Annotated in this window: 14 protein-coding genes; 9 read left to right on the forward strand and 5 right to left on the reverse strand. The window is 34.9% G+C overall.

All coding sequences use genetic code 11. From position 1 onward, the window contains the following. The first annotated feature begins 95 nt into the window (after window positions 1-95). The 5 genes from P2W75_RS06270 to P2W75_RS06290 all read left to right on the forward strand — a co-directional run bounded on the left by P2W75_RS06270 (window position 96) and on the right by P2W75_RS06290 (window position 15420). Window positions 96-4160, forward strand: a complete 4065-nt coding sequence (locus P2W75_RS06270) for a T9SS sorting signal type C domain-containing protein (protein WP_276379577.1) — start codon at window positions 96-98, stop codon at window positions 4158-4160. Window positions 4161-4323: 163 nt separating this feature from the next. Continuing rightward, complete coding sequence (locus P2W75_RS06275) at window positions 4324-7398, forward strand: T9SS sorting signal type C domain-containing protein (RefSeq protein ID WP_276379578.1); 3075 nt, start codon at window positions 4324-4326, stop codon at window positions 7396-7398. A 150-nt stretch (window positions 7399-7548) separates the two neighbouring features. Further along, window positions 7549-11229, forward strand: a complete 3681-nt coding sequence (locus tag P2W75_RS06280; RefSeq protein ID WP_276379579.1) for a delta-60 repeat domain-containing protein — start codon at window positions 7549-7551, stop codon at window positions 11227-11229. 49 nt (window positions 11230-11278) lie between these two features. Further along, the gene (locus tag P2W75_RS06285) at window positions 11279-11374 is read left to right on the forward strand and encodes a hypothetical protein (protein WP_276379580.1); all 96 of its coding nucleotides are present in this window, start codon (window positions 11279-11281) and stop codon (window positions 11372-11374) included. Window positions 11375-11874: 500 nt separating this feature from the next. Continuing rightward, on the forward strand, window positions 11875-15420 hold the full coding sequence (locus tag P2W75_RS06290; protein ID WP_276379581.1) for a T9SS sorting signal type C domain-containing protein: 3546 nt from the start codon (window positions 11875-11877) through the stop codon (window positions 15418-15420). A 65-nt stretch (window positions 15421-15485) separates the two neighbouring features. Here P2W75_RS06290 and P2W75_RS06295 read toward each other — a convergent pair whose 3' ends face one another. The 4 genes from P2W75_RS06295 to P2W75_RS06310 form a co-directional block, all read right to left on the reverse strand. Continuing rightward, on the reverse strand, window positions 15486-16352 hold the full coding sequence (locus P2W75_RS06295) for a cupin-like domain-containing protein (protein ID WP_207294316.1): 867 nt from the start codon (window positions 16350-16352) through the stop codon (window positions 15486-15488). A 78-nt stretch (window positions 16353-16430) separates the two neighbouring features. Then, window positions 16431-17519 (reverse strand): biotin synthase BioB, encoded by a 1089-nt coding sequence (gene bioB / locus P2W75_RS06300; protein WP_276379583.1) that lies wholly within the window; start codon window positions 17517-17519, stop codon window positions 16431-16433. 176 nt (window positions 17520-17695) lie between these two features. Then, a complete protein-coding gene (locus P2W75_RS06305) occupies window positions 17696-18133 on the reverse strand; it encodes a hypothetical protein (protein WP_207294318.1) in 438 nt (145 codons plus the stop codon). Window positions 18134-18249: 116 nt separating this feature from the next. Then, window positions 18250-19182 carry a bifunctional riboflavin kinase/FAD synthetase gene (locus P2W75_RS06310; protein ID WP_276379584.1) on the reverse strand — a complete coding sequence of 311 codons (933 nt, stop codon included), beginning with the start codon at window positions 19180-19182 and terminating at the stop codon, window positions 18250-18252. 202 nt (window positions 19183-19384) lie between these two features. On the opposite strand from P2W75_RS06310, the gene P2W75_RS06315 reads away from it, so the two are divergent. Then, window positions 19385-22054 carry a reprolysin-like metallopeptidase gene (locus tag P2W75_RS06315; RefSeq protein WP_276379586.1) on the forward strand — a complete coding sequence of 890 codons (2670 nt, stop codon included), beginning with the start codon at window positions 19385-19387 and terminating at the stop codon, window positions 22052-22054. An 83-nt stretch (window positions 22055-22137) separates the two neighbouring features. Here the strand turns inward: P2W75_RS06315 and P2W75_RS06320 are convergent, their stop codons facing one another. Continuing rightward, window positions 22138-22758, reverse strand: a complete 621-nt coding sequence (locus P2W75_RS06320; protein ID WP_306801521.1) for a phosphoribosyltransferase family protein — start codon at window positions 22756-22758, stop codon at window positions 22138-22140. A gap of 161 nt (window positions 22759-22919) precedes the next feature. On the opposite strand from P2W75_RS06320, the gene P2W75_RS06325 reads away from it, so the two are divergent. The 3 genes from P2W75_RS06325 (at window position 22920) to P2W75_RS06335 (ending at window position 25975) form a co-directional block, all read left to right on the forward strand. Next, entirely contained in the window at window positions 22920-24461 is a 1542-nt protein-coding gene (locus P2W75_RS06325) for a glycine--tRNA ligase (protein WP_276379589.1), read from the forward strand. 283 nt (window positions 24462-24744) lie between these two features. Further along, complete coding sequence (locus tag P2W75_RS06330) at window positions 24745-25554, forward strand: LytTR family DNA-binding domain-containing protein (RefSeq protein WP_207294322.1); 810 nt, start codon at window positions 24745-24747, stop codon at window positions 25552-25554. 178 nt (window positions 25555-25732) lie between these two features. After that, on the forward strand, window positions 25733-25975 hold the full coding sequence (locus tag P2W75_RS06335) for a hypothetical protein (RefSeq protein ID WP_276379592.1): 243 nt from the start codon (window positions 25733-25735) through the stop codon (window positions 25973-25975). Window positions 25976-26204: the final 229 nt, after the last annotated feature.

A 26204-nucleotide genomic window follows, 5' to 3' on the forward strand; every position in this document is an offset into this window, starting at 1 on the left:
AAAAACCACTTTTAAATCCATCACGTAGATGTGTCTATATTTGCTTGGTTATATTCGTTATGCCAGCATAACAACCTGATAGAAAAACATCTAGTATGAAAAAAACTTTACTTTTATTTTTGTTATTAATACCTTTTTTGGGTGGTGCACAAGCTCTTAATGGGGATTATATAATCGGTAGTGGTGGCAATTATCCAACATTGATTAGTGCAGTGGCTGCAATAAAAGCAGGTGGTGTTACTGGACCTGTTAGGTTTTTGTTGAATGAAAATCAAACTGTAACATCAACAATTGTTATTGATCAATTCGCGGGCAGTAGTGCGGTGAATACTTTGACCATTAAACCTAATACATCAAAGGATATTACGATTACAGCAAATATGCCAAATGGATACACAGGAATTCCAGCTGTATTTATGTTTAATGGAGTCAGTAATGTGATAATCGACGGTAGTAACTCTACAGCAAGTACTAAAAATTTGACGTTGTTAAATAATGATAATTTAAATTATACGGATAGGTCTATTATTTGGATTGCTAATAATGGAACAACAGGTTCTTCAAACATAACAATCAAAAATAGTATTCTTAAATTTTCAACTCGTAATCAAGGAGTAACGCTTTTAACAGGAGTATATTCGGGAAATAATGGTACAGGAGGGAATAATTCAATCGATGTTCAAGTAAATACTGCTGCAAACTCAAATGTGAATATTGTCAATAATGACATGACTAACGTTAAAGATGCAATTTATATTAATGGAAATAGTACAGCCTCAAGATCACCACTTAACTGGAAAATACAGGGAAACAATATTGGTAGTACAGTTGATGCTGAAAAACCAATTAGAGGACTGTATATTTCTAATGCTTTAAATTATGAAATTTCCGGTAATACAATTTCAGGAATTAGAAATACTGTAAATCAATCAAATGATGCAGCAGCAATCATACTTTTAGGAACAAGTTCTGGATCAATTATTGGGAATGTAATTAATGATATTGCAAATATACTTTCCGATAACAGTTATTTTACAGCGGGTATTTTGGTTAAATCAACGAGTACTACTACTATTACTAACAATATTATTAGTAATGTATATAAGACTGTAGCAGATTCAGGTGGAAATTTTTATAATAAAGGGAACAATATATTTGTAACATCAGGAAGTGCTACAAATATATATTATAATACAATAATTGCTAGCGGTGCGCCGACAACTACAACATATGCTTCATGTATATATATAACAGGCGGATCTGGTATAAATGTTAGAAATAATATTTTAATTAATTCACAATCTAATAGACAATATGCTATTTTTAATAATGGCGGAACTTTATCATCGGTAAGTAATAATGACTATTATGTTACGAATAGTACTAACTCTTTTTCAAACAGAATAGGTGGAACTGAATACATAGGGACTGGTGCGTCGGGATTTCCAGCTTGGAATACAGCAGTATCTGATTCAAACTCTGTAATTTTAGCGCCTACTTTTGTTTCTGCTACAAACTTTCATTTACAAAATGTTGCAGCAAATAATACATTGACAGGAACAACAATTGCTGGAATAACAACAGATATTGATGGTGATGCAAGAGTAAAACCATTTATGGGTGCAGATGAAATTGTAACTTGTACTCCTACTGGTGACCAAACAAGTTTTGGTGTAAACTCTTGGATTGGATATGTTTATAATTGGACAGGTGCTACTCCAAACCCAGCTACTCCAACCACTTTACCAATTTCGTCTACATCAACTTATATAGGAACAGTAACAGAAAACCGTATTTTTGACAGAAGTGTTGGAACAGGTCAAGTAAATGGTTTGACCCGAAATATTACTTGTGATACTCCTCCTTCTGATTATTTCTTTGTTCGTTATAAAATGCAGACAACAACAACTGCAGGGACTTACAATTTTACGATTGGTGGAGATGATGGTGTAAGATTGTATATCGATGGAACTTTAGTAAATGTAACTCCAACAACTAATTATAGTATACATAGTTATGTAACTTATGCGGCACAAGTTAATCTTACTGCAGGAACTCATAACTTTATTTTAGAGTATTATGAAAACGACGGTAGTTCAAGAGTTGCATTTTCATATGGTGAAATAAAAGGAGATGTTTCACTTCCTTACGGAGATAACAAATGGAATGCATATGGTTTTTCAGTAGCTAATATAGCGTTACCTTCTTATGCATATGCCGGATTATATGTTGATAATAATGTAAATATCAATACACAAACTTTTTGGACAAGAACTGGATCACCATCTGATGCTTCAAGCTGGCAAGGAGCTCCAATTGGAGTAGATCAATTTACATTAACATTAAAACGTCAAGGGTTCCCTTGTGGTCGTTATCAGATTCAATTAGTAAATTGCGATGATGTTGGAGAAATTTATATTGATGGAACTAAAATCTTTACTCAAAGTTCATATACTGGAACATCAACCATCATAAATGGTGGAACTACGTATCAATTAAATAAAAATTCTAAAGTAGAAGTTCGCCTTAGAGAAGATGGAGGAGATGCTAACATTGCGATAAATTTCATTGATACTCCAACAGTTTATAACGGATCAGGCAGTATTGCAAGTGATACTTCTATTAGAATTAGCGCTAATACAACGCTAGGTTCTGACTTACAAGTTTGTTCATGTACCGTTGATACAGGAGTTACATTCGCAATTCCTGCAAATAGAACTTTAACTGTAGATGAAACAATAACGGTAAACGGAACAGGAAAACTGCAAGTTCAAAACAACGGATCATTATTACAAACCAATACCGCAGCAACAGCATATTTAGGAACTACAACTTCATTTGAATTGCTAAGAAATACAGCGCCAGTACGTCGTTATGATTTTACCTATTGGTCTTCTCCAGTAACATTGGCATCAAACTTTACACTGGCAAAATTATCTCCAGCAACATTAGGTGATAAATATTATAGCTACGACCCAAATACAGGATGGATAATTAATTATAACGGAACGCAGATTATGGCTCCTGGCCAAGGATACATTGTAAGAGCACCACAGACCTATAACATTACTACACCCGCAGTATATACAGCTTCTTTCATTGGAGTTCCAAATAATGGTGATATTACAGTAACGCCAGCAGGAAATAGATGGAATTTAATGGGTAATCCATATCCATCAGCCCTTGATGCAGATAAACTTATGGCAGCAAACAGCAATGTAGGATCGTTATATTTCTGGACTCACAATTCTGCTCCAAGCAGCGCTGTGGCTGGAGATGCAAAATACAATTATACTGCAAATGATTACGCAGTGTATAATTTAACAGGAGGTACAGGAACAAGTACAGGTTCGCCAGCCCCTACAGGAAAAATTGCATCAGGACAAGCATTTTTCTTTGTAGCAAGCACCAGCAACCCTATCACATTTACAAACAATATGCGTTTGGCAGGAAACAATAATCAGTTCTTTAAAACAGCAGCAACTGCAAAAAACCGTATCTGGTTGAACTTCGCTAACGCTGAAGGAGCATTCAAACAAACTTTAGTAGGTTATATGGATGGAGCTACTAATAATTGGGATACAAATTATGATGCAATGACGATAAGCGGTAATACCTACGTAGATTTCTACAGTATTAACAATAGTACTGAATTGACTATTCAAGGACGTTCTTTACCATTTGAAAATAGTGATTTAGTGCCGCTTGGATATAAAACAACAGTTGCTGGTGAATTTACGATCGCAATTGACCACGTAGATGGATTGTTCAAAGATCAAGGCGTATATCTAGAAGATAAAACAACTAATACTATTTACGATTTAAAAACTGGTGATTATAAATTTAAAACTGAAGCCGGAACTTTTGGAGATCGTTTTGTATTACGATACACTGGTAAAACATTAGGAACTGATGATTTTGAAAATTTTGACAATGAACTTTTAGTTTCTGTAAAAAATAAGGTAATCAAATTAACATCAACCGAAAATATAAAAGATGTTACTATATACGATATCTCTGGTAGGCTTCTATATGGTAAAGATAAAGTTGGAACAACAGAACTACAGATTTCGAATCTGCAGTCAAGCGACCAGATTTTATTAGTGAAGGTAATACTTGAAAATAATCATACCATGACAAAGAAAGTTATATTCAAGTAAATAAAATATAATCAATAGAAAAATCCGACAGTTTTTTACTGCCGGATTTTTCCATGTTATAATAATAGATAAATAATTAAATACAAGATCAAATTGATGCTGACAAAAAATGTGCAGCAAACCCCGTGAAAAACAACCAAATCAAACCAAAACTACAAATTGTATGTCCCCGAAATTACTTTTGTTTGCCCGTTCTTTAGTTCTTAAAAGTATAGTTTTATTTTTCTTTCTAGTCTCATTTGAAATGGCAGCACAGTCTACCGTTTCAAGAATTATCACTGACTGGAAAGGTTATTGGTCATCTACTACAACAACAGGAGTAGGAAACCGCCCAGATGATGTTAATAACCTGCTGGCTTTTACATGGCATGGTACGACTTATTCAACTGGAGTTAATAACACGATTTTGAATAATAATAGTGTTACTTATAACGCCCAAAGATTTAGAGCTTTAAAAATTCAGACTTTAGGTTCAACATCGAGTATGTATTTTCTACAAGGGTCCATGATAGACGGATCTGCATCTACAGCTACATTAGTGCCGCCAATAGCAGGATCTACTGCAACTGGTGCCGAACTTGCTTCAAGATTAACAGACGGTACAAATGGTTTGACTCTGGGAACTGGAATTGCAAATATAAAAGCAGGAACTGCTGAATTTAAAATTGGAACCAATAACCTCAATCTTTCAGGTCTTGGTGATGGAATTCCCGATTTAATTGTAACTCAGGTTGCAGACCCGGGAGGTAGTACACCAGATACTTTTAAATTTATTGACGCACTAGGAAATACAGTGGGAACAGAATTATCGATAAACTTTAATTCGGTTAATGCAGTTGGAACATACAGCCTTGACTTGTTTAAAATGGATGGAACGGTAGGTTTTCCTGCAGCCTCAACCAGAGATATTCGTGTCTTAGGAATTGAAACCAGCGAATTCGGAATCACATCTGCAAATGCTGCTCAGGTGGATCGCTTTGTAGTTACTTTTTCTGGAAGCTCAGACTGTGCTTTTATTGCATTCAATACAAATTCATTAAAAATTGCAGAATTAAGTTTAATTAAAAAAGCATCAATGACCTCTTGCGGAAAAGTAGGTGATGTGATCAATTATACTTTTGATATCAAAAATACAGGCGAGGTGCCTATTACCGATATTAATGTTACTGATCCAATGCCAGGATTAGTCATTACAGGAAATCCTATCAGCAGTTTGGCAGTCGGGGCAACTGCTACGGTAACAGGAACCTATACAATCACAGCTGCCGATGTGAACTTAGGAAGAGTTATAAATTCAGCAAAAGTTACCGGAACAGATCCTTCACTAAATATTGTAGAAGATATTTCAGGGCAAACCTATACAGATAATATTGCAACAACAATTGATCTTCTAGCACCACCAACAATTGGCACAATTACCAATACAACTTGTACCGCTTTAGGAACAGTAGTATTAAATAATTTGCCATCAACAGGAACTTGGACAGTAGAAAGAAGTCCAGGTCTTGTTACTACGACTGGAACCGGAACAACAGCAACTATTACAGGTATTCCGGCCGGGACATACACTTTTAGAGTAACCAATTCTACAGGTTGCAAATCACCAGCAAGTGCAAGTGCAGTTATCACGGACCAATCTTCAACAACTTGGAATGGTACAGCTTGGTCAAATGGTACCCCAACTTCAACGAAAGGAGCAGTTTTTACAGGAGCCTATACCATAACAGCTGATTTAACAGCGTGTTCATGCACCATAAATTCTCCAGTAAATATGGTAGTGCCTTCAGGGATTACATTGAATATTGTAAATGGATTAACAGTAAATTCAGGAGCTTCATTAGTATTTAACAATAACTCAAGTTTAGTTCAAACGAATACAGGAACCAATATCAATACAGGAAATATTACATATAGAAGAGATACACAGCCCGTGCGTCGTTATGACTATACCTATTGGTCTTCACCAATTACAGCTGCACCTGCCTTTACATTGGCAAATCTTTCACCTGCTACATTAGGAGATAAATATTACAGCTATAATCCAAGTACAGGATGGGTAATAAATTACAACGGAACATTGACTATGGCAAAAGGAAGTGGCTATATTGTAAGAGCACCACAAACTTTTAGTATTGTAACACCGGCGGTTTATTCAGCTTCATTTATTGGAGTTCCTAATAATGGAAACACAACCATCGCTGTAGCTCCAAACAGCTGGAATTTAATTGGAAATCCGTATCCATCTGCAATTGATGCGACCTCATTAATTACATCTAACAGTACAATAGGAACACTTTATTTCTGGACACATAATCTGCCTCCAAGCGGATCGGTGCCAGGAGATGCTATTTACAATTATACAGCTTCAGATTATGCAGTGTTTAACTTACTGGGATCCACCGGAACTGCCAGCGGTTCTCCAGCACCAAATGGTTATATCTCTGCAGGACAAGCATTCTTTACCAATACAGGATCTGGAAGCAGTATTACATTTACCAACACTATGCGTGTGGCAGGAAACAATACTCAGTTTTATAAAACAGCCAATACAAATGCTATAGAAAGAAATCGCATCTGGCTGAATTTTACAAATGCTGAAGGGGCTTTCAAACAAGCTTTGGTAGGATATGCAGGAGGCGCAACAAACAATTGGGATTTACAATACGATGCCATTACACTTGATGGAAATACCTATATTGATTTTTACAGTATCAATGATAATACATCGCTTACCATTCAGGCGCGCGCACTTCCGTTTGATGATGCCGATGTAGTTCCAATGGGATATAAAGCTACAGTTGCAGGCGAATTTACGATTGCAATTGATCATACTGACGGATTGTTTAACCAGCAAGCAATTTATCTTGAAGATAAAAAAGCAAATATCATTCATGATTTGAAAGCTTCGGATTATAAATTCAATACCGAAACAGGAACTTTTACAGACCGTTTCGTTCTTCGTTATACCAATAAAAATTTAGGAACAGGAGATTTTGAAAATACAGAAGATGCATTATTGATTTCTGTAAAAGACAAAACAATTAAAATTATTTCTTCAAAAGAAACTATTAAAGAAGTAAACATTTATGATATTTCAGGAAAACTTCTTTACAATAAAAAGAAAATCGGGGCAGCTGAATTTTCAATTTCAAACCTGCAGGCTGCAGATCAAGTGTTAGTGGTAAAAACTGTACTTGAAAACAATGCGCTGTTAACCCGAAAGATTATTTTTAAATAAACCAACTTCCAAACAGAAAAACTCCATTTGTCAATTGATAAGTGGAGTTTTTTATTTCCAAAAAATCACCAAAAGTGGGTATTGTGTACATTTTGCAAACCCTATAATTTCGGTTAATTATACAATAAGTATTAACCTTAATTTTTAGTTTTGATTAAAAAAATACTCCTGACTTTTCTAATTGCTCTTTTATTTTATAATAATTGCCTTTACGCCCAGCAGGGAAAAATAGATATAACCTTTAATACACTTGATGACGGATTAAAAGGGGATGGTTTTAATGATGTAGTAAGAGCACTTTATTTACAACCAGACGAAAACTTATTGGTTGGAGGAGATTATCTAAGTCTTAACGGATCGTCAGTTTCCTATTTAACACGATTAAAACCAGACGGCACCATCGATGAAAATTTTAATACAGGAACAGGTTTTAATGGAAAAATATACGCCATAAACGTACAGCCCGACGGAAAAATAATCGCCGCAGGAAACTTTACAGCTTATAACGGAAACAGTGCTGGAAGAATAATTCGATTAAACAATGATGGTACACAGGATTTGTCATTTAATACCTCAATTGGAGCCCCAACAGGAATTATTTACAATATTAGTCTGCAGTCCGATGGTAAAATTATTATTGTGGGTAGTTTCACCAAATACAATACAAAAACCGTTAACAGAATAGCACGCATTTTACCAGACGGTACTTTAGATCCCTTTTTTGATACCGGAACAGGTTCCACTTTAAATATTACCAATTCCAGAATTCTTTCGGATGGGAAAATACTACTAACAGGAAATTTTATTTCATTTAATAAAATAGAAAGTAACCGTATAATTCGTTTAAACACTGATGGAAGCGTTGATACAAACTTTAATATTGGAACAGGTTTTAATGATGATGTAAATGCAATTGTAATTCAGCCCGATAGCAAAATTATTTTAGGAGGAAACTTTACTTCTTATCAAGAAAACACAGCAAATAGAATTATCCGCATAAATCAAGACGGCTCTGTCGATACAGAATTCCAAGGAACAGGTTTCAATAGTGGAAATGTCGAGATTATAAAAACGGATACTCAGGGTAACATTATGGTTGGCGGTAACTTTACAAGTAAGTATAATGGAACAGATGTCAACAGAGTAGTATTACTGGATTCAAAAGGACTTTTAAAAACCGATTTTGATATAGGATTAGGTCCTGCATCAGCATCTGTTTTTGCACTTGCTAATGATCAGGAAGGTTCATGGTTTATTGGTGGTTCATTTTCAGTTTTTGATGGGCAGAATCAAGGACGATTGGCTAAAGTAAATTTCGAAGGAGAACAAGATAGTAGTTATTTATCATCAGGTATTGGATTTAATAACTCAGTCTTTAAAATAATTCCGCTAGAAAATAAAAAAACAATTGTAGTGGGAAACTTTATCACTTTTAATAATACCCCAGCTCCTAGAATTGCAAGACTTTTGGAAGATGGTTCTTCCGATCCTGATTTTAACAAAGAACAAACCGGAGCCAATAATTTGATTAAATCCGCAATTTTGCAAGCAGATGGTAAAATCATTATTGGAGGTAACTTTACCAAATACAATGATGTTTTATGTAATCGTATGGCCAGAATTCTACCTGATGGATCTTTCGATCCTAGATTTAACATTGGATCTGGATTTAACAATCAGATTTATGCAATGGCAATTCAGTCAGATGGCAAAATAATCGTAGCAGGAAATTTTACCCGATTTAATAACGATTCTTCCGTAGAACGAATACTAAGATTATTACCAGACGGCTCTCGAGATTTTACTTTTAATGCAAGAATTGAGGCTATTATTGATGATGTCCTAGTTCAACCTGATGGAAAAATTTTAGCAGCAGGAAGATTTAACGGACATTTGGTTCGGTTAAGCAGCGATGGAAGTGTAGATCCAGATTTTAATATTGGAGTTAATGGCTTTGATAAAAATGTGTATGCAATAGCGCTTCAATCTGATAATAAAATCTTAGTCGGAGGCTCTTTTTTATCTTTTAACGGACAGTCACAAAAAAGAATTTTACGCTTAAACCCAAACGGAAGCTTAGATACCAGTTTTGATTCTGGAACTGGATTTAATAAAGGCGATGTTCGTGCTTTTCTTATACAGCCGGATGGTCGTATTTTAGTTGGAGGTTCTTTTTCGGGAACTTATAAAAACACAAGTGCTTTGCGATTAATCAGATTGATGAAAAATGGAGATTTTGATCCTTCTTTCACAGCAACTCTTAATAATAAATTGTACACTTTTGGTTTAACATATAACCATCGATTATTAATTGGGGGAGATTTTAATTCTGTTTCGGGTGTTTCTAAACATCGTATAGCAAGATTAAAACTTTGTTTAGACTCGACAACTTGGGATGGTATTTCATGGTCAAATGGATATCCGTCAGGAGGAAAAGAAATATTTTTTAAAGGTGATTTTCCAGCTTTAGTATCCTCAGATGTTTGCAGTTGTAATATCGATTCAGGAAAAGAAGTTACAATTCCAAGTGGTCAAACCTTGAGTATTGAATTTTCATATTCTGGAGAAGGGATTTTAAACCTAGAAGACTCTGCAAGTTTATATCAGTCAGATGATGATATTAAAAATACAGGAATAATACATCTAAAAAGAAACACAAAACCAATTTTAAAATTCGATTACACCTATTGGTCTGCACCCGTGCAAAATCAAAAATTAATTGATGTGTCGCCCAATACATTATATGATAAATACTTTTCCTATAATCCCGAATCTGGATGGCAGTTTGAAAATCCATATTTTGATATGATTTCAGGTAAAGGCTATATAATACGAGGCCCACAGGAATTTTCAACCTCCACAGCTTCAACTTATGAAGCCATTTTTAAAGGAATTCCCAATAATGGTAAAATTGACGTGAATATGGGAGCAGAAGATTCGTTCAATTTAATTGGAAATCCATATGCTTCTGCAATTGACGCCGATGTTTTTCTGAAGAAAAATGAATTTAAAACTAAAGGAACACTTTATTTCTGGACTCACAACACACCCATAACCAATTACGAATATACAGCTGATGATTATGCCGTTTACAATCTCGTTGGAGGCATTGGAACCAAAGCCAATTCAGATGGAATAAACGAAACAATTCCTAATGGTAAAATTGCGTCGGGACAATCTTTCTTTATCAAAAGTAATGCAGCCGGTACCATTGAATTTAATGACGGTATGCGTATTCCTAATCAAAATAACGCTTTTTTCAAACCATCAGAAAATAAGAATTTGGTAAAAGATGAAATCGAAAAACACCGTTTCTGGCTCAATCTAAGAAATAATAAAGGAGCTTTTAAACAACTTTTGGCCGGTTACGTTACAGGAGCAACAAACAATTATGATATTAATTATGATGGTGAAATTTTAGAAGGAAACCAATTTGTAGATTTTTATAGTATAGTTGAAAACAAAAAACTAGCTATTCAAGGAAGAGGACTTCCGTTTGAAGACACAGATCAGATTATTTTAGGTTATAAAACTACAATTTCAGGAGAATTTACAATTGGAATCGATCATACTGACGGGATTTTTGTCGATCAAGACATTTATCTAGAAGATAAGCTAAATCAAAATTGGCAAAACCTGCAATCTGGAGATTATGCCTTTACCAGTCCAATCGGAACATTTGAAGATCGATTTGTATTGCATTATAAATACCAAACCCTTGGAGACAAAAAAATTGAGACTCATAAAAATGATATTTTAGTTTCTTCCAAACATAAAATAATAAATATTAATTCTTTAAATGAAAATCTGAAGACAGTGGATATTTTTTGATACAAGAGGTAGATTAATCTATTCAAAAAAGAAAATTGGAAAATCAGATTTGGAGATTTCCAATCTCAATGCTGCACATCAAGTTTTACTGCTGAAAATAACACTAGAAAATGAATATTCAGAAGTTAAAAAAATCATTTTTTAAAGTAAAAACCACTAAATAATAGTTCCATCTTAGATTTTAAGGTGGATTTTTTTTATTTAAAAAAAGCCATATACATATCGTAGGTTTTTTCTGCCAAGTATTGATTTTACTGCAGTTTTTGGTTTTTAAAGCGCTGTAAATGAGTTTCTTAAAATCAGGTTTAAAATGTTAAAATTAGTTTTTTAACAAATCAGATTTATTTCAATTGTAAATAAAATCGTACCTTGTTGTGATCTTATTCGACAAACATAAATAAAAGCCGTCAAAATGCACATTTTGATTTCTTTAAAAAATCGAAAAGGCATTTACATTTTTATCCGCCAGAAATTATTGATTGCAATTTTAAATACCACTAAAAAAAGTGCATCTACAATATTTTTTTGGTTTTGATTATTGATGCGTCATTGATAGTCAAAATTTATTTTTTGAGGTATTTAGAATTATAATTTGATCAGACTTCATCTGATTTTGAATGTTCTTTTAATTAAAAAATAAGTGCGATGAAAAAAAAATTACCTGCCTCGTTTATTTTTCCCCAAAATCTACTTCATTGTTTTTCTTTATCTAGTGTAAATTCTAAAAAATCATTTTTAAAAGTAAAGCTTTCTTTACTGCTCTCCTTTGTCTGTTTTTCTCTTTGGGCACAGCCGCCGCATACCCTTAATGCAAATGGAACAGTTGTCGTTCCGGCTGGTATTACCACTATGGATGTACAAGCTTGGGGAGGAGGAGGTGCCGGAGGAGGTGCTAGTAACTCGGCCGCCCTAACCGGAAGAGGTGGCGGAGGCGGAGGCGGAGGAGCCTTTGCGCGCGGTAATATCTCAGTTACTGCTGGTGCAACACTAAACGTTAGAGTTGCCCCAGTTACAACAGGTACAACAGGTAATGGAGGTAATGGAGGAAATTCAACAATTGACAGCTACGAAACAATCTTATTTGCAGCAGGAGGAATTGGAGGTACCGCCAATTCTGCTGGCGGCACACCTGCAGGCGGATCCGGAGGTTTAAGTACCTCCTCATTTGGTTCTGTTTCAACTGTTTCTGGAGCAAACGGAGGAACTGGAAATACGGCTTTATTAAGCCTTGGACTATTCTCAGGAGCAGGAGGAACTGCTGGCGGAACTGGTGGTGGTACAGGAGGTGATGCACGTGGGAGCTTACTTTTAGGAAACGGACCAGGTTATGCTGGAAATTCGCCAGGAGGTGGTGGAAGTGGTGGTATGCAGTTGGCAGGATCTGCTGCTCAAGTTGGTGGTGATGGTGCGGCTGGTCGTGTAATTATAACTTATACTTGTCCTGCCTACAGCATTACCGGAATTTCAGCAGCAGATGTTTGTAATTCAGCGGGAACAACTTCTCTAGTAACATTAGCATCAAGTGCGGCAGGATTACCAACCGGTCCTTATGTAGTGACTTATAATCGTAGTAATCCAAGTGCAACAGGTCTTACAGCAGTAATGACGGTTACGACAGCAGGAACTGGAACTTTTACTGCCGTAGGTCTAAACACTATTGGAACAAGTACCATAACCGTTACGAATCTGACATCGGCAGCGTGTTCTTCAAATATCACAACAAATAATGTGGCTTCACTAACTATCAATGCCGCAACCGTAGGAGGTAGTGTCGCGGGAACAACGACTATTTGTTCTGGAGCAACAAGTGGTACTCTAACCTTGAGCGGACAAACTGGATCAATTATAAGATGGGAATCGGCAGTAAGCCCCTTTTCAACTTGGACACCAATTGCTAATACTACAACCACTTATACTTCGGGAGCACTTACAGCAACTACTCAATTTAGAGCCGTAATCCAAAACGGTAATTGTTCTGTGGTAAATTCATCGGTTGCGACTATTACAGTAAATCCACTTCCACAAGGAAGTTTAACGGCAAATGGTCCATTTTGTGTAACAGGATCGGGACTATTAACTTTTACAGCAACAGCAGGAACTGGACCTTATACGATAGTGTACAAAGAAAATGGCGGAGCAGATCGTACAGTAACAAATGTTACAAGTGGTACTCCTTTTGCACCCTTTACAAATCCAGTTACGGCCACTACTATCTATACTTTAGTTTCAGTAACTGGTGCCAACACTTGTTCACGAAGTACAGGATTTACAGTTGATAATGCTACCATTACCGTAAATTCCAGACTCGCTACGCCAACGTATGGAACCATTACACAGCCAACTTGCGTTTCTTCAACAGGAAGCGTTGTTTTAACTGGACTGCCGGCTACAAGCTGGACTATAAATCAAAGCGGAACTGCTTCTCAAACCTATTCTTCTTCAGGAACGACCTATACAGTTGCAAATTTAGCGCCCGGTAACTATACCTTTACGGTACAAGATGCTACCAACTGTCCTTCACAGGCAACTTCAAATTTAAATATTATTGCGGCTGTTATAAATATCTGGAACGGAACAAGCTGGTCAAAAGGAAGTCCACCAATCAGTACCGATGCTGTACGTTTTTCAGGAAATTATTCTACTACAGGAGATTTAAACGGTTGTTCTTTAACGGTTGATTCAGGTGTTACTGTTACCGTAAATTCCAATCATACTTTTACGATTTCAAATGCGGTTACCAATAACGGAGGCCAGTTGATTTTCGAAAATAATTCCAGTCTGGTACAAACCAATAATGTTACCAATACAGGAAATATCACGTATAAAAGGATTACACCTCCAGTAAGACGTTATGATTTAACCTATTGGTCAGCACCTATTACAAGAACGCCAGCTTTTACACTCTATGATTTATCAGCTGGGACTTTAGGAGATAAATATTACAGCTATGATCCAAATCTAGGTTGGATAATAAGTTACAATGGTACGCAGGAAATGCTTCCGGGGCGTGGTTATATGGTAAGAGCACCTCAAGCAAATGATATAAATACAGGAGTAAATTATGCTGCCGCTTTTGTCGGAATTCCAAATAACGGTACTATAAATGTTTCTTTAGGAACAGCCGAGAGATGGCAGCTGCTGGGTAATCCATATCCTTCTGCTATTTATGCTGACCAATTTATATTTGATAATGCGGCGAATGTATACGGAACTTTATATTTCTGGACACATAATAGTCCGCCAAGCAATGCGAATGCAGGAGATGCACAGTACAACTATAATAGTAATGATTATGCCATTTATAATATAACAGGAGCTACAACCGTGGGCGGACTTGTAGGTCAAGGTGCTCCAACTCCCGGAAACCAAGCAGCGCCATTAGGATATATCGCAGCCGGACAAGGCTTTTTTGCTATATCTAAAACTGGAGGAAATGCTGTTTTTACAAATGCCATGAGAGTTTCTGGTAATAATGCCCAATTTTATAAATCTACCGAAAGTAATAAAACGGCAATAGAAAGACATCGTGTATGGCTTAATTTAACCAATACCCAAGGCGCTTTTAAGCAATTACTGATTGGATATGTTGAAGGCGCGACCAATTCATGGGATCAAAATTTTGACGGAGTAACAATTGATGGAAATAAATATTTAGATTTCTATAGCATAAACGAAGGAATGAATTTAGTTATTCAAGGTCGTGCACTCCCTTTCTCTGAAACCGACGTAATACCATTAGGTTACAAATCTACAATTTCAGGAGAATTTTCGATTTCGATAGATCATGCCGATGGAAATTTAGCCACTCATGCTATTTATCTAGAAGATAAAGTGAAAAATGTTATACACAATTTACAGGAAAGTAATTATACATTTACGACTACAACAGGGACATTTTTGGAACGTTTTGCCATCAAATTTACTTCGGGTACTTTAGGAGTTGATCAGTTTGATCTGCCAGACAACAGCGTGATGATTTCTGTAAAAGATAGAACCGTAAAATTGCGATCAGAAAGTTTTATTCAAGAAGTTTCTGTTTTTGATATCTCAGGAAAATTAATCTATAACAATAAAAAAATTGAAAATACCGAATTCCAAATCGCAAATCTAATAACCGGCGAACAGCTTTTAATTGTAAAAGTAACTTTGGATAACGGAAAAACAACCACTAAGAAAATCGGTTTTCATTAATTAAAAACGTTGATATAAAAACAAAAAACCAGTTATAACTCTATAACTGGTTTTGTTTTTTTCAATTATGCACTCTTGCGCAGATTTTCATGCGTGTTTTGAATTGCTTTTTCATTCTTATAATCAATCCATTTCTGGCCTTTGAACTTTCGCATCATAATATCAAAATGACGCATTATAAGAATGTTGTACGCCGCCTTTGATAAATTAACGATGTTTTTAGGAAATGCACGTAAACTCATTGAAAATCCTGGAGTTAAATATTTCATATAATGCCAATAACCTTCTGGCATGTATAACATTTCACCGTGTTTCAAATTGGTTATATAACCTTCGGCGTTTTGCAAAGCAGGAAATTTTTCATAATCAGGATTATCAAAATCAATGTCTTCTCTCGAAATTAAAGCGTGCGGTACTTTATACATGTATCTTGATTGATCTGGAGGGAAAATCATACACTGCTTTTCACCGTGAAAATGAAAATGCAGAATGTTTGAATAATCAATATCAAAATGCATAAACACCCTTGCGTTTTCTCCGCCAAAGAAAATCATTGGTAATTGTTTAACCAATCTTAAACCAATATCCGGCCATACGAAATCATTTTTTAGTGCTGGAACTTCTTTCATAATATTGTAAAGAAAGATACGATAATTGGTAGGTTTCGATTGTAATAAATGAATATAATCGCTCATTTTCATTTTGGTATGAGCTTCATTAAAACCCTCTTCATGATTTACAGGTCTGTCATCATATAAAGGAACAGTAATTTCACCGGCAATTTCATTGATGTAGGATAATTTCCATTTTTCATACGCTGGCCAGTCTTCGGTCAGTTCTTCAACAACAACGGGAATTTGTTTTTTTACATATTGGGAAATAAAATCCTTTTTAGAAATTTTTTTTACCCTTTCTATTTCTTTTAGTTTCATTTTGCTAATAAAAAAATTGCTTATAACTGTGTCACAAGCAATTTACTAATTATTAATGATATGGATTAACTCATTTGCTTAAATTTTTGATTTGATCGATGCGTCAACGTTTCTTTCAATTGTATGTCCTGGTCTCGACCATTTTGGTTTTTCTCCCAACGAAGTAAACTTAGAATCAGCAGCTTCAACAGTTTCAGGCTGCATCAACTTGATAAAAGGTTTTTGCGGAATCAAACCTATCATTTCAAACATTTTCATGTCTTCATTCACATCGGGATTTGGAGTAGTCAGCAGTTTGTCTCCGGCAAATATGGAGTTTGCTCCTGCAAAAAAGCACATCGCTTGACCTTCACGGCTCATATTGGTTCTTCCAGCAGATAATCGGACTTGTGTTTCCGGCATAACAATTCTTGTAGTAGCCACCATACGAATCATTTCCCAGATTTCTACTGGCTTTTCTTCTTCCATTGGTGTGCCTTCAACAGCAACTAATGCATTAATAGGAACAGATTCCGGCTGCGGATTTAAAGTCGAAAGCGCTACAAGCATTCCTGCTCTATCTTCGATACTTTCTCCCATTCCTATAATTCCGCCGCTGCAAACAGTAACATTGGTTTTGCGGACATTTTCGATAGTTTGCAAACGATCTTCAAAACCTCGCGTTGATATAACATCTTTATAATATTCTTCAGAAGTATCCAGATTATGGTTGTACGCATATAATCCTGCTTCGGCTAAACGCTGTGCCTGATTTTCGGTAAGCATTCCCAAGGTACAGCACACTTCCATATCCAATTTGTTAATGGTTCGCACCATTTCTAAAACCTGATCAAACTCTTCACCATCTTTTACATTTCGCCACGCAGCACCCATACACACTCGAGATGATCCACTTGATTTTGCTCTTAAAGCTTGTGCTTTTACCTGACTTACAGTCATTAAATCATTTCCTTCAACTCCTGTGTTGTATCTGGCAGCTTGCGGACAATAGCCACAGTCTTCTGGACATCCGCCGGTTTTAATAGACAAAAGGGTAGAAACCTGAACGACATTTGGGTCGTGCTGTTGTCTGTGAATAGTAGCCGCTTCATAAAGCAGATCCATTAATGGTTTATTATAAATAGCAATAATTTCTTCCTTTGTCCAATTGTGCTTAGTAATACTCATCGTTTTAAATTTGTTTTTTGGAGTATTAAAAGTAGGTAAAATATTATAATCACCTAATTAGGTAACGATAAATATCAATTTGTAATTGTTTTTCAAAAAATAAGCATCCTAAAATCATATAATTAAGATTTATTATGATTTTAGGATTCCTGAAAAGTTATTTTTATTCCGATAAATTAATCGGCTGCATATTTGTTGTTCCAATATAACATCATCATTAAAGTTACAATTACTGATGAAGCAAGTCCTTCAAAAAGAAGACAGATACAATAAGTTGGTACTGAGGGATTTCCTCCAAACATAAAAGTTTCTGATAAAGTTCGTATATACGCATCACCACCTTTTGCATAACTGTAAATCAGTAAAGCCAGTACACTTAGTGATATTCCAACAACCGAAGTTGTCATGGCAGAAACAGCATTCGATACAAAATTCGTTTCGCCTTCATGAAGGTTCATCTGCATGGTCCTGTTTACACCATAAAATATAAAAAATACATTAAGTGTACGCAGGTAAAACAAATCAGCAAGACCCAATAGGTTCATTAGTAAAAAATAAATGCCAATTCCAAGGAATATCAAAAACCCGTTTAGTATTTCTTTCGGTAGTTTCATAATAATTATTTTTAGAGGTTAGTATTATAATTATTTGATAAGCAGGTAGGTATATCAAATTTACTAAAAAAATAACTACGATGGTTTAAAAAATACCAAAAGTAAATGAAGTATTATTACTGTAAGCGGCTCACAAATGTTAGAGAATCCTGCTGATCCTTATTTAATTGTGCTTTTAGAAGATCTAAAGAACCAAATTTCTGCTCCTCACGAAGATATTGCAGCAGCGAAACTTCTATTTTTTTGCCATAAATGTCGGCATCAAAATCAAAAAGATTTACTTCGATGGTTTGCTTTTGTCCGTTTATAGTTGGATTAAAACCAATGTTCATCATTCCGTAAACTTCCAAATCGTCTATGAAAGCCTTAACAACGTACACGCCATTTTTGGGAATCAGTTTGTATTCTTCATCGATTTGAATATTGGCAGTTGGAAAACCAATAGTTCTTCCCAATTGTTTTCCTTTTACAACTTCACCAGTTAAGAAGTAATCATATCCCAAATAATCATTTGCCAGATTCATGTTTCCTTCCTGAAGTGCTTTTCTGATTTTGGTCGAACTTACAGAAACATCTTGAATTTCCTGTGCCGTTATCTGTTCAACTTCAAAACCATATTCGGCTCCAAAAGCAATTAAATTATCAATATTGGCAGTACGGTTTCTTCCAAAACGATGATCGTGTCCAATAATTATTTTATGAATATGAAATTGATCTACTAGTATAGAGTGAACGAATTCTTCTGCGGTAAGTCGTGAAAAACTTTCGTCAAATGGATGAATGATTAGATTTTCGATTCCGGTTGCCTCCAGTAATTTTGTTTTTTCAGAAATAGTATTTAAAAGTTTTATTTCTGATTTCTCTTGAAGAACCATTCTCGGATGTGGGAAAAAAGTAAGAACAAGACTTTCATATTTCCCATTTTCAGTGTTTTGAGTAATTCGTTCCAGAATTTTTTTATGACCAATATGTACGCCATCAAAAGTACCAAGTGTCAAAATAGTTTTCTTGGCCGAATGGAAATCGTTTATAGAATGAAAGAGCTTCAAAACAAATTATTTAAGATGCTGCAAATTTATACTATCTATTTTAAATTTAATACTAACAGGAATTGATTTTTTAGTTTGATTTTATTTCTTCTGTCGAAAAAAAATCCAATTCGTCGACTAAAAAACGTAAAATGTCGTTTAGATGTAAGAATTTGATTTAAATCATTTAATTTTGAGTAACCAATAAAAAAATCCTATAAGCATGAAGAAACAATTACTTTTATTTCTGATTATACTTTCGTTTGCAAAAATTCATGCTCAAAGCGATGATTTGTGGCAGAAATCCAGTTCAGTTTCAGGAAAACAAATTCAATCTGCTGATTCACAAAGGAAACTATATTATAAATTAAACACTGATTTCTTAACGGCTAAACTCAGCAATACTGTCAATAAATCATCTTCAGAGAACATTACTGAAATTACCATTCCTAACTCTCAAGGAATTTTGGAAAAATTTCAGATTTGGGAATCATCAAACTTTGATCCAGAACTTCAAGCAAAATATCCTGAAATCAGAGCCTATCAAGGAAAAGGAATAGATGATAAATCAGCCGTAATCCATTTTAGTTTTTCTCCAAGAGGAATTCAGACCATGGTTTTTCGTGCTGATAAAAACACAGAATTCATAGAAGCAAACCCCGAAAATAAAGGAGAATATGTTCTGTTTTCTTCTAAAGATGCTGCTTCAAAAGTAAGGTTGGAGTGTAAAACTTTGGATTTATTATCAGAAACACACCTGACTTCTAAAACAGCAAAAACAGCTTCCAATGATAAAGTATTTAAAACACTTCGCCTGGCATTGTCTTGTACAGGTGAGTACACATCATATTTTGGAGGAACAAAAGCGTTGGCATTGGCCGGAATGAATGCAACGCTGACCCGTGTTAACGGAGTGTTGAATAAAGATTTAGCAATACAATTGGTTTTAATTGCCAACAATGATGCCGTAATTTATACCAACGCTTCTACAGATCCATATTCTAATGCAGCAGCTGGTGCAGACGGAGCATGGAATCAGGAAGTGCAAAGTACACTTACTTCTGTTATTGGAAATGCCAATTATGATATTGGACATTTATTTGGTGCTTCTGGCGGAGGCGGAAATGCGGGATGTATAGGTTGTATTTGCACCAATCCAACTACTGGAAATCCGTTAGGAAAAGGAAGTGCTTTTACGTCACCATCGAATGGACAGCCTGAAGGCGATACTTTTGATATTGATTTTGTCATTCACGAAATCGGACACCAATTAGGAGCCAATCACACTTTTTCATATGATTCAGGCGAAAGAACTTCTGTAAATGTCGAGCCGGGAAGTGGTTCTACTATTATGGGATATGCTGGAGTAACAAATGATTATGATATTCAAAATAATTCTGATGATTATTTTGCCTATGCCAGTATTTGGCAGATTCAAAATACACTTTCCAATAAAACGTGTCCCGTAAGTACCAGCATAACCAATAATCCTCCTGTAATAAGTGCAGGAATCGATTATACAATTCCTATTTCAACTGCATTTGTTTTAAAAGGAACTGGTTCAGATGCTGAAGGTGATGCGATAACCTATACTTGGGAAGAATACGATAATGCCATTAATACTGCAGGATCAACCAGTATCGCTTATCCAACAAAACCTGATGGACCTTTGTTTAGATCATTTCCTCCAACAAGTTCACCAATACGTTATATGCCAAGTTTAAGTTCTGTACTTGCCAATCAGCTTACTACCACTTGGGAGTCTGTTGCGTCAATTGACAGAACATTGAATTTTACGTTAACCGGACGCGACAATGCAGCTATGGGTATGGCACAAACCAATACAGATGCAATGGTGGTGAATGTGGTATCTTCAGCAGGGCCTTTTACTGTAACTTCACATAACGGTACGGATTTAAGCTGGCAGCAAAATACCGTACAAACCGTAAGCTGGAGTGTAAATAATACTAATACACTTCAGGGTTCATCAAATGTAAATATTAAATTATCTACAGATGGCGGTTTGACTTTTCCTATAACATTGGTTTCAAATACACCTAATGATGGTTCTGAAGCGATTACACTTCCAGCAAGTGTACCATCTTCTACAAACTGCAGAATTTTAATAGAGCCAACCGCAAATATTTATTATGCGGTTAACAGTAAACCTTTTGCAGTAGGATATACTTCATCTACAAGCTGTAATACTTATAGCTTTGGAAGTGCTTTTAGTATTCCTTATTCAACAAGTTATACTACAAGAACGGTTAGTGTTCCATCATCAACAGGAACTATTTCAGATGTAAATGTTTCGGTTAATGTAACCCATGCAAGATTTTCAGATGTTGAAATTCAAATCGTAAGCCCGCAGGGAACAATCGTTCGATTATTTAATAAATCATGTGGAAGTACCAACTCTACTTTAGCGCTTCAGTTTGATGATTCTGGAAATTCTCTAGACTGTAATGCAACTACAGAACAAATCGTTATTCCTGCAGAAGCTTTAAGTGCGTTTAATGGTCAAACCGCTCAAGGTACTTGGACTTTTAGAGTTCGTGATGCCGTTTCAGGAATGTTTGGAACCATAAATTCGGCTTCGGTAAATATTTGCAATCAAACCTTTACTTTAGGAACAGAAGATTTTGAGACGATCGATTTTGCTTTATATCCAAACCCGAATAAAGGAAGTTTTACGATTCAGTTCCAAAATGAATCTCCTCAGGTTAAAGTTTTTGTACATGATATTTTAGGAAAAACTATTTATTCAAATACATTCCAAAGTTCAGGTACTTTTAATCAAAACATTCAATTGCCAACGATTTCAGCAGGAATTTATTTGGTAACAGTAATTGATGGTCATAAAAGAACCGTGAAAAAAATAATTGTAAACTAAAGGTTTTAAAATTCCAATATTAAAAATCCAAATTCCAATTGAAACAGTTGGAATTTGGAATTTAAAAAATTGGAATTTAAATTTTAGGAATTCGCCATCGCCATACAAACAATACTAATTTTGACTCCGGGAATCTTTAACAATGCTCTTGAACAAGCTTCGAGTGTCGCGCCTGTTGTAAGCACATCATCGACCAATACAAAATGTTTGTTTCGGTTTTCTTCGGTAGAAACCACATCAAAAATGTTTTCAATGTTTTCAGATCTTCCCAAAAGATTTTTTTTAGATTGGGTTTTAGAATACTTTTTTCGATACAAAACAGAACTATTGAAAGGAATTTTTAAACCTTCGGCAAGAGCTTTTCCAAAAGTCGTCACTTGATTATAACCTCTTTCTTTAAACTTTTTAGGATGAAGCGGAACCGGAATTATCATATCAAAAGGGAATTCTGGTTTTAGTTCCTGCAGGTCTTCTACATACCAATTGCCCAAAACAGTTCCAATTTCTTCATGTCCTTTGTATTTTAAATTGTGAATGAGTTCTTGAACGATTCCTTTTTTATTGAAATAAATAAATGCCGAAACATGCTGAATATCGATTTTTCCATAGAACTTTTTAACTGCCTGATTATCGGGATCTAGATGATATTGTGTCAGAGGGAGTTCATGACGGCAATTGGTACATAAAACCACTTCATTTGTCATTAAAACAGAGCGGCATCCAGAGCAAACTTTAGGAAAAAAGAGATCAATAATAAAATTAAACACAAATAGAAAGAATTTAGTTACAAAAATAGCAAAATACCCGCTTCAATCTTTTTTATTTTTCTTTTTTTTATAAGTACTTTTTATATTTTTGCAGTACTATGGCAAAACAAGAAGATATATTTAAGAATGTGGTTTCGCACGCAAAAGAGTACGGATTTATATTTCCGTCAAGCGAAGTTTACGACGGTTTAAGTGCAGTTTATGATTACGCACAAAACGGTGTCGAATTAAAAAAGAATATCCGTGAATATTGGTGGAAATCAATGGTTCAGATGAATGAAAATATTGTGGGCCTTGACGCTGCAATATTAATGCATCCAACAACTTGGAAAGCTTCAGGCCACGTTGATGCCTTCAATGATCCATTAATTGATAATAAAGATTCTAAAAAAAGATATAGAGCTGACGTTTTAGTTGAAGATCACGCTGAAAAAATTCATCAAAAAGCGCAAAAAGAAATAGACAAAGCAAAAGCTCGTTTTGGCGATGCATTCAACGAACAGGAATTTGTAACTACAAATGCCCGCGTAATTGAATATTTAGCAAAAGAAAAAGAAATTAGAGAGCGTCTTGGGCGTTCTTTAGGGAATGGCGATTTAGAAGATGTAAAAGCTTTAATAGAAGAGCTTGAAATCGCTGATCCTGAAACGGGTTCTAAAAACTGGACAGACGTAAAACAATTCAACTTGATGTTCGGAACTAAATTAGGAGCTTCTGCAGAAAATGCAATGGATCTGTATTTACGTCCAGAAACTGCACAAGGTATTTTTGTGAACTTCTTAAATGTTCAGAAATCAGGTCGTATGAAAGTTCCTTTTGGAATTGCTCAAACGGGTAAAGCATTTAGAAATGAAATCGTTGCAAGACAATTCATTTTCCGTATGCGTGAGTTCGAACAAATGGAAATGCAGTTTTTCGTGCGTCCTGGAGAAGAAATGAAATGGTACGAGCACTGGAAAACAACTCGTTTAAATTGGCATTTGTCTTTAGGATTAGGAAAAGAAAACTACCGTTTCCACGATCACGAAAAATTAGCACACTACGCAAATGCAGCTGCTGATATCGAGTTTAATTTCCCTTTTGGTTTCAAAGAATTAGAAGGTATTCACTCTCGTACAGATTTCGATTTAAAAGCTCACGAAGAATATTCTGGAAGAAAACTTCAGTATTTTGATCCTGAATTAAACGAAAACTATGTGCCATACGTAGTAGAAACTTCAGTTGGTTTAGATCGTATGTTCTTAGCCGTTTTTGCTACTTCATTACAAGAAGAAACTTTAGAAGATGGTTCAGAAAGAACAGTTTTAAAACTCCCTGCAGTATTAGCACCAACAAAAGCGGCGGTTTTACCATTAATTAAGAGAGACGGATTACCAGAAGTTTCAAGAAAAATCATCGAAGATTTAAAATGGGACTTCAATGTAGCTTATGATGAGAAAGATGCTGTTGGACGTCGTTATAGAAGACAAGACGCATTAGGAACTCCATTCTGTATCACAGTTGACCATCAAACTCTTGAAGACGAAACAGTAACTATTCGTCATAGAGATACGATGAAACAAGACCGAGTTAAAATCTCTGAATTAAGAGGTATTATTGAAAACGAAGTTTCGATGAAAAACTGGTTAATGAAAATGTAATTTTCGATTATAAATCATATAAATCCCAAACTCACTTTAAAACGAGTTTGGGATTTTTAGTTTTCAGCAAATTGTATTTCGTCGGATTTTTGTGTATTTCGTCTGTATGTTTTAACTTTTTGAAGTAATGTATTAACAATGAATAAGTTGAAATAATCAAATTCGTAATTTTATTGTGAATAAAGTGCTGAAAAAAATAATATCTTCAAAAAAACAATTTAAAACTGTTTCCTAAATTCACAAAAAATCAAATAGCAGAATTTAAAATTAGTAGTGAATTAATTTGAAAAAGTACTCATATATAATTATTGATGATGATGCCGAGAGTATTTCGAAAACCAAAAGGATAGCTGAAGGTTTTTCGGAACTATCTTTTTTGGCATCCGCAGTAAATTATCACGAAGGTTTAGATCTGGTTTTAGAACATAGACCTGCTATTGTCTTTTTAGAAATAAACCCAAAAAATCCTTCCAGCTTCTTATCACTTAATTTTATTGATGAACTACATCGATATTTAAGTGTTATACCAAAAATCGTAGTTATTACAAATGAAAAAGACTTAGCTTTTGAAGCGATTAAATATGGTGTTTTTGATTACATTGTACGTCCGGTAGTTTCGTCTGAACTGCTCAAAACAATTTTAAAACTTAATAAAACTTCTGCGGAGATAAATCCGGTCGATTTAAGACCCGAAATTCTCCTTCCTGCACCATTAGTTCCAATTGAACCTCAAGTGGTAAACAAGCCGCTTATTATCTGCATTAAATCCTATGGCGATCACCGTTATTTAAATGCAGATGACATTTGTTACTTTCAAGCCGATAACAATTCAACAGATATTTACTTAAATTCGGGTGAAATGATAACAGCATTTAAAACTTTAAAGCATTTTGAGCATGTTTTGAATTATCCGTTTGTACGAATTCATAACAGCTATATTGTGAATAGAAATTACATTTCGAGAATTCATAGCGGAAACTCAGTTTGTTATATTAAAAACGTCTCGAAAAAGATTCCTTTTTCAAAAACTTACAAATCCAATGTAGATCAGATAATTGCAGATTTTTCTGAAGGAAATTACTTAGAGGTCTAGTAATTAATAAGTTACATCTTATTTCTTAGTCATTGACTATCAATTGGGTATGTTTCACCATAAAGCCATTTTTTCGTATACATTTTTTTTGATTTCGGTAGTAGTTTTACACCATGATTCACAACCCAGTAATCATAAAGCCCCAAAAAAAGTCAAAAATTTAAAAAAACTAAAAGTTATGAAAAAAACAGCTTTAACATTCGGATTATTCTCATTAGCAATGGTTGCAACTTCATTTGTATTACCAGCTTCGACAACTCTTTCTAATGAAAAATTAAGCGTAGTTTCTCCTGTAGATGGTTCTACTGGAGGAGGAAGAAAACAAGATCCACGTATTGCTAATAATAAGGTAGTAGTTAAAAACAACGAAGGTTTTGCTAATATCAACCAATCTTTCGGTGATTCTAAAAAAATAGATTAATTAAAAGAAAATATTTACAAAGGTCTTTTAGGCTGTCAATTTTTTGACAGCCTTTTTTTATGTTTGTAGTTTTAGTATTTTTGGTAAAATTCAAAACTTGCATTGAAAAGATATTGTCCAATATTATTGTTTTTATTGTTGATTTTTTCAGGTTGTACCCAAAAGAAAAAATCAAAGGAACTAACTTCAGTGCAGGATAGTCTTCCTGTTTATTTGTCATTGGCAAATG

Source organism: Flavobacterium sp. H4147 (genome assembly GCF_029360735.1).
Classification (GTDB): domain Bacteria; phylum Bacteroidota; class Bacteroidia; order Flavobacteriales; family Flavobacteriaceae; genus Flavobacterium; species Flavobacterium endoglycinae.